Consider the following 6798-nt stretch of genomic DNA (forward strand, 5'->3'; position numbering starts at 1 on the left):
GATTAAGCTCATCTATATCATCAGATAATAATACTTTAGAGAGATATTCCCTGACAAAATACCATATTAAAGTTGGACGTTGGGTTATCAAATTTTAATAACCAACAACTCATCAAACCGAGTTGTATATCTTTGGGATAATCTCTCATTCTTTAGCTTCCAAGTCCTATCAAATCCCTGGGCAGCAAGCTTCAATTTATTCCTTCCATTCGAATGGTTAATGGCATCCAAGACTTCCATTACCTTTCTGGCATTGTTATTAGGATTAGGGGAAAACAGGGCTAATTGATACTCATCTTCTGGTACGATACCCGATACTATTACTCCAGCTTTCTTATATTTAAAGCCATCTCGATAAATCTTAGATAAGCCCAATAGAGCATTCTTTATAATTACTCTCGAATCGCTATCTGCCACTGGAAGTGTGATAGTAATTGAATTAAAGTATTGCTTTTCGTGCTTCGAAAAAGGATTAGTTGTAACAAATACATGTACATAATTGGCAACACTTTTTTGCTTTCGAAGCTTAAATGCACAAGCAGCCGCAAAATTAGAGACAGCTTCCGAAAGAGGGCTGTATTGAGTGAGCATAGTTCCAAAACTTCGAGATGTACAGATATTCTTCTTTGGCTCATTGACTAAATCCACACTCAAGCAGGGAATACCTCTAAGTTCATACAGCATTCGTTGTCCTACTACCGACATCTTAGCTCTTACCCAATGCTCGTTGGTTTGTGTAAAATCAAATGCCGTGTACATATTATATGCTTCTAACATTTTTGCATATCGCCTTCCCACTCCCCAAATATCTTCTATGGGTGTTGCTCTTAATACTTGCTCTATTTTCTCAGGCGTGTCTAATATCCAGACTCCTGTTTCTTTGTGATTCTTTTTTGCATAACGGCTAGCAATTTTCGCAAGGGTTTTTGTAGATGCAATTCCTACACAAGTTGGAATCCCTGTACATTGCCTAACCTTGGTGCGAATTTGTATTGCATAATTTTCTAAATCCGATACTCCCTGAAGATTCAGAAATGATTCGTCTATAGAATAAACCTCAATTTCGTTTGAAAATTGAGATAGCGTTTGAACAACTCTGTTGGAAAGATCACCATACAGTACATAATTGCTACTGAATGCTTGAAGTTTTCCGCTTTGAACCAAGTCTTTAACTTCAAAGGCAGACACGCCCATTTTGACTCCCAACTCCTTGGCCTCATCTGAGCGAGCAATGACACATCCATCATTATTACTTAAAACGACAACAGGCTTATTTTTCAGCTCTGGCGCAAATAACCTTTCACACGAAACGTAAAAGTTATTACAATCAACAAGTGCAATCATCGTGTTCTGTGAATAATATAAGTTACTATTCCCCAAATCTCAAAATCGTCATAAGCATAGACTTGAATAGTCTTGTATCTAGCATTTTCAGGTACTAAAAAATATTGCTTCCCTTCAAGCGTCAATCGTTTTACTAAAAATTCACCATTTAATATGGCCACTACAATAGAGTCAGATTTCACTTTAAGTGACCTATCTACTACCAAAATATCGCCTGAATGGATATTGGCATCTCGCATAGAATCGCCCAACACCCGAACGCAAAAGGTACTAGAAGGATGAGTAACCAATAATGAATTAAAATCCAATTCCATTTCGATATAATCGGCTGCTGGGGATGGAAACCCTGCACTGACAGAGTCAAAAAGCGGTATTTCTAAAGATTCACCATTTTCTTTACAAATGGTGAAAATCTGAATTTCTTTAGGAAGTAAGGGATGTCTCATTTCAAATGAATACGTTTTTGCCTTTAGAATAAATATTTTATTTAAAGTTAAAAAACGTATTCAAATTTTAAAAGAAAATATACTTTTATAAAAAAATATATACATTTATTATTCATTTATTTTAGCAATTACTCCTCCAGCATATAACTCATCACCTCAGCATACCTTAAAAGCTGTTCGGGAATTTTCTAACCAAAACATGAGTCATTTCGAATTTTGTGATACCTTATTGCCAGTATTCAACATTTAGACCATTGAATATTGGAGCGAGCCAAAATTTGCGAGATGATTTAATGGTTTTATTCGATTTCTAGCAGAATAGTAAGTGTAAATTTGGATGATTTTTTGTAGAAAATGGAACGGACTTTGTACCATCAACCCTTATTCCATAATAGACTATGTCTTGTTTTTTTGAAGAAACCAATATTAAAATGACATCATGCTGGTAGGGATGTAACTTACATTTCGAAGTGGGCAATTGTTTGAATTTTCACCAAATCTTAAAAATTCAAAATTAATAGGAAATTATAAACGCTTACTCAGTATCAAAAAGCATTCCTGAAACCCCAAAAAGTAAAATTGTAAGTAAATCGTAAAAAGTACCTTGATTGTACGTGTTGAAGAATTTTTTGAAGAGTTTCGCAGGATGTGCCCTAGCCTTATTTTTACCCCAAAAGAAATTTTTCTATCTATTGATATAACCGAGTGGGACGGGGATACCTAATCTTTGGAAAATTTCAATGCAATATTCTAATGATTGTAGCATCTTTCGACGGATTAGGAATTCCTTTATATTGGCAATTATTAGATAATAAATCAGGTAATAGTTGTTGCAAGAACCGTATTGAGATATTAGAAAAGTGATTGTCATAATTGGTAAAGAACATATTGCAGGGATAGTTGGCGATAGAGAGTTCATTGGTACACTTCATGGTTTAAATACCTGAAAATAAACAATATTCCTTTTTGTATGCGCTTATCTAAACACCATCTATTGACCTTGAAAATGGAAGTATTTACCATATTGAGCGCCTATTAAAACAGCAAAAAGAGCGATACTTTCACGATGCTTTGGTGGATGGCATTGTCTATAATGTAATGCTAAAAAAGTTTTCTAATAATAATTTCCTCTTTGGGGCTGGTCAGTTTAAAGCCAAGAAATTAGGTAAAGTTTATCGCAAGCGCTAGGCAATTGAGGTACTTTTTCAGAATCTAAAAAGTCAAGGATTTGATTTAGAAAGTACACATTTAAAATGTATGAGAAAATTAAGTAGCCTTTTGGTATTTGTCTGTCTTGCCGCAGCAATTTGTTTCAGTATCGGCAAATACTATAATGGTAAAGTACAAAAAACAAAAACTAAAAATCATGGTTACATGGCTAAAAGCTTTTTCAGAACAGGTTTGTAACTATTACGTGAAGTACTAAAGAACCCTAATTCCAATTTAGGTAATTTATCATACAAAATCATCTAGGTGTTCTCTAAGCTTATAAAGCAAAAGAAACTTATAGTCAGCAAGTTATAAAAATCATCGGGTAGAGTAATGAATTTCAATACTCAGTAAACGAAAAATGTGCATTTTGTGCATAAATAGTGTATTTTTTTCACAATGGTAAATATTCTAACCATAAACAAGCTTATGAAAAGATTTGACTTTAGAAACTAGAAGAAGGTTTACAGTACCCTACAAAGAAACATTCCCAAAACAGCACTAAAACGTTATTGCTTGCAACACAAATGGTTTGAAGGTACGAAGGAGAGCACTTGGGCAAACCATTGCATTTATGACACGTTTTCGCAAATTCAAAAAATGGTTATTTGGGAATATTTAGAACTTTGACATTTTGAAGAAATACAGCAAGCATTGGAGGCTCACGAGTCCTTGCAAGTGGCATAAATCATTACCGACCACTAACACCGCAAAGTAGTAAAGCAGTAGGTAGCTCATGAGGCTCATATCCTCAAGGTCGCAGGTTCGAGTCCTGTCTTTGCTCCTAAACCTTAATATTTTATAGTATGATGCCATTACTTCTAGTTCCTGTATTACTATTTTTTGGAATACTTTAGTTTGTGTTGTGTACTCTTGACTGACTTAAGGAACAATTTTCAAAATAGTTTTATCATTATCACTTTTATCCTTTTACAAACATGAGTACTGTTGAAGTTGAAAACCTCGTAGATTTCTTTGTTAGCGCTATGGCTATGAGCTTTGCCTTTTTTGGTGCCAACTTTGCCTATAGCTTTATTGCTGGAACAAGTTTGGAGGACAAATTAAAAGACTTCGTAGGAGGCGACTTAGAGGATGATAATTAGTATTTTATTGCATTGGAGTGCAGTTTTTTAAAAAATATTCGTGCCATCTTTTATCGTTTTCTTTGCGGTTAGGCACTTTATTGAGAAAAACAAAAGAGACTAAAGAAGAAAGAGGGTTCTTAAATCCATTTGTTTGGATTTATGAATTGAGTGATTAGCTAGACTCCCACAGAATAATGTGGGAGGTTCTTTCTCTGAAGACAATAGGTGTAGAAATAGATTTTAAAGACTACCACACCTTGAATGGTAGCTTCTTTCCTCACGATGAAAATGATTTTGATTCTTTCTATAGCGCTTGTGGTCATTCTTCCATTCAGGAGAAAAGAACAAAACGTATAGTCAAATAAGTTATGTCTTTTCAAGGTGTCAGAATGTCTTAAATGTACGTTCTCTTATTGGCAACAAAAGCAAATTGAAGTATCTGCTACAGCTAGTAGTGTGACGACCAAACCTGTGGCGATACTTTGCCTATTTCACAGAATATGAATCTATTTTCACCTAAATCGGCGATTAACACAGACTTTGTAAGGATGCCTAAGACGCTTGAGCTTGTTTGCTCTACAACATCATCAAGGAAGAACTTTGATATGAAGAAAATATAGATAATTCGAATATCCGAAAAATGCTCAGGGGACAAAGAAATGTCACTCCGCAAATTGTCAAGAGACTTTCAGATTATCTTGGTCTTTCCAGACAACAGTTTCAGGGAAATATACAAATGGATATTGTAGGAACAAAACCAAGAAAATCACATGGCTAAAGTTATTTTGATAGAGTCCACTTCATTTAGTTTGATAACAGATGCCTATTCAAAAAAGATAGTTGGATATTATATAGCAGATAATTTAAATGATGAAATCGGACCGTCGATGCGGTAGTATTATGGCTCTGAAAATTGCACTCAAAGAAAGAAAAGATAAAACTGAGTCGTTGGTTCATCATTTTGACAGGGGAACACCATATTATGCTGATGCCTATCAAGAAGTATTACAGAAGAACAAAATCCTATGTAGCATGGCACCACAGAATTCAGACCCCTGTGAAAATGCGGGAGCTGAAAGAATAAATGGCATTTTGAAACAAGAGTTTATGATTTACACGTTTGAACAGAGTTTAGAAATAATTAAGGTTTTAGTTACACAATCTATTGAAGTTTATAATGAAATAAGACCGCATTTATCAAACTACCTTCTAACTCCCAATCAAATGCCCCAGCAGAACAAAATAAAATTTAAAACCTATAAAAAACAGTAGTAACTCAAGCTCCTACTGTTTAAATATTATATTTTTATTTCTTTAAATTCTGTATCATTACTTTAGGACGATACATATTTAAAAAAAAAGAGGCTATTTCTAAATGAACAGCCTCTTTTTCTATTATTGGCTTAGATAATAATCCTCATTTACAAAATGTGGTTATTAGTTATTTTGTAAAACCTTTTAAGTTAACTTTTCAAAGATTTCACTTTTTACAATACAGTACTTTTATCCCGCCATAAAACAATAAGTACTATATTATATTCTGATTTTTACATCCGCCTCATGTAAAAATTACTACTTTGGTTTATTAGAACTATTTACTAAACCCCCAATAATTTGGTGTTTGAGTAAATTTACAACTTACCATTCAATAACAACAAATTAAAGTTTTTATAATACAAATAATGGTGACAAAACACTTTTTCGCTACTTTACTACATAAATTAAAAGAGATTAGCATAAAATATGCTAACCTCATGTAAACTAAACCTAAGAATCTACTTCGCTCGCAACGAAGTTTATCTATACTTCTTTTATCTTTTGTATTTTAAGTTCTATTTAGGCTAATAAATATCTTTACGCTGACCTATCTTATTTTAGCTATCACCATCGGTACACATATCACTGGAGCACATTCGGCCACACATACTACGTATGACAGCGGCACAATTCTGCAAAAATCTGTACTTGGTAACGTTGTAATTTTCGTACCAATTATTACTGAGGGATTTGTATTACACAAGACATAATGATTATAAATACCATTACTCAAGCCCGAAAAGGTTGTGCCAGTCTGTACTTGTTGAATAACTCCTAGCCCATCTGTTAATAAATACTGAGGTGATAAACCCACAGAGCTCGGTACGGTTATACTATTGGCTGTTGTGTTGCAATCACAGATTGATATATCTACTGCCGTACTTTTCAAACAATGTTCGATTTCATTAAGGTTTTTTCCAACATCCAATGTTGGTAGACTTGTTTGTGTATTATCCCATGTTATAGCTACAGCTTTATAACTGCCAACGTTAACCGTTTCTATGGTACCTGAATTAACCACAGATTTATATCGGATAATATTACCTCCATCTACTAACACAACGTAACTTACGATATTGGCACCTATACTTTGACCACTAAGTTTTAGTTGAATTGTTCCTGGTTTGAAATTACACCCTAAGGTTTGACTACTGACTGTAAAACTACACACCATTAGAAGTGATGATAATAGCAAGAAACTTTTGGGAAAATACTTTTTCATAACCCTATCTTCTGTAGTATGATAAAGAGGGAGTTGTATCTCCCTCTTTATGTATATTAGAATCCAAGCACCCCTGGATTAATATCAGTTGGACAGTTCACAGTTGTGGTTGTCTCATTTGATGATTTTGGAGTACCACCATTCGAGCTTATCGTAGCAGTATTTTTGAATACTC

General features: G+C 34.1%; 6 protein-coding genes and 1 tRNA gene. 4 read left to right on the forward strand and 3 right to left on the reverse strand.

The genetic code is table 11. The features are described 5' to 3' along the window. Positions 1-87 precede the first annotated feature (87 nt). Together QM491_RS21230 and QM491_RS21235 are read right to left on the reverse strand one after the other, a co-directional pair. Positions 88-1344: a Y-family DNA polymerase gene (locus tag QM491_RS21230; protein ID WP_283329536.1), complete on the reverse strand. Its 1257-nt coding sequence runs from the start codon at positions 1342-1344 to the stop codon at positions 88-90. Continuing rightward, positions 1341-1790, reverse strand: a complete 450-nt coding sequence (locus tag QM491_RS21235; RefSeq protein WP_283329537.1) for a LexA family protein — start codon at positions 1788-1790, stop codon at positions 1341-1343. Before QM491_RS21235 ends, QM491_RS21230 begins: the two co-directional genes overlap by 4 nt. A 1257-nt stretch (positions 1791-3047) precedes the next feature. On the opposite strand from QM491_RS21235, the gene QM491_RS21240 reads away from it, so the two are divergent. The 4 genes from QM491_RS21240 (at position 3048) to QM491_RS21255 (ending at position 5356) form a co-directional block, all read left to right on the forward strand. Then, complete coding sequence (locus tag QM491_RS21240) at positions 3048-3197, forward strand: hypothetical protein (RefSeq protein WP_283329538.1); 150 nt, start codon at positions 3048-3050, stop codon at positions 3195-3197. Positions 3198-3707: 510 nt separating this feature from the next. Further along, positions 3708-3783 (forward strand) — tRNA-Met (locus tag QM491_RS21245). A gap of 154 nt (positions 3784-3937) precedes the next feature. Then, positions 3938-4102, forward strand: coding sequence for a hypothetical protein (locus QM491_RS21250; protein ID WP_283329539.1), 165 nt, complete (start codon positions 3938-3940; stop codon positions 4100-4102). A gap of 882 nt (positions 4103-4984) precedes the next feature. Further along, positions 4985-5356 (forward strand): integrase core domain-containing protein, encoded by a 372-nt coding sequence (locus tag QM491_RS21255; protein WP_283329540.1) that lies wholly within the window; start codon positions 4985-4987, stop codon positions 5354-5356. Positions 5357-5948: 592 nt separating this feature from the next. On the opposite strand, the gene QM491_RS21260 is transcribed toward QM491_RS21255, so the two are convergent. Next, the gene (locus tag QM491_RS21260) at positions 5949-6623 is read right to left on the reverse strand and encodes a hypothetical protein (protein WP_283329541.1); all 675 of its coding nucleotides are present in this window, start codon (positions 6621-6623) and stop codon (positions 5949-5951) included. Positions 6624-6798 lie beyond the last annotated feature (175 nt).

The sequence above is a fragment of the Flectobacillus longus genome (genome assembly GCF_030056705.1).
Taxonomy (GTDB): Bacteria; Bacteroidota; Bacteroidia; order Cytophagales; family Spirosomataceae; genus Flectobacillus; species Flectobacillus longus.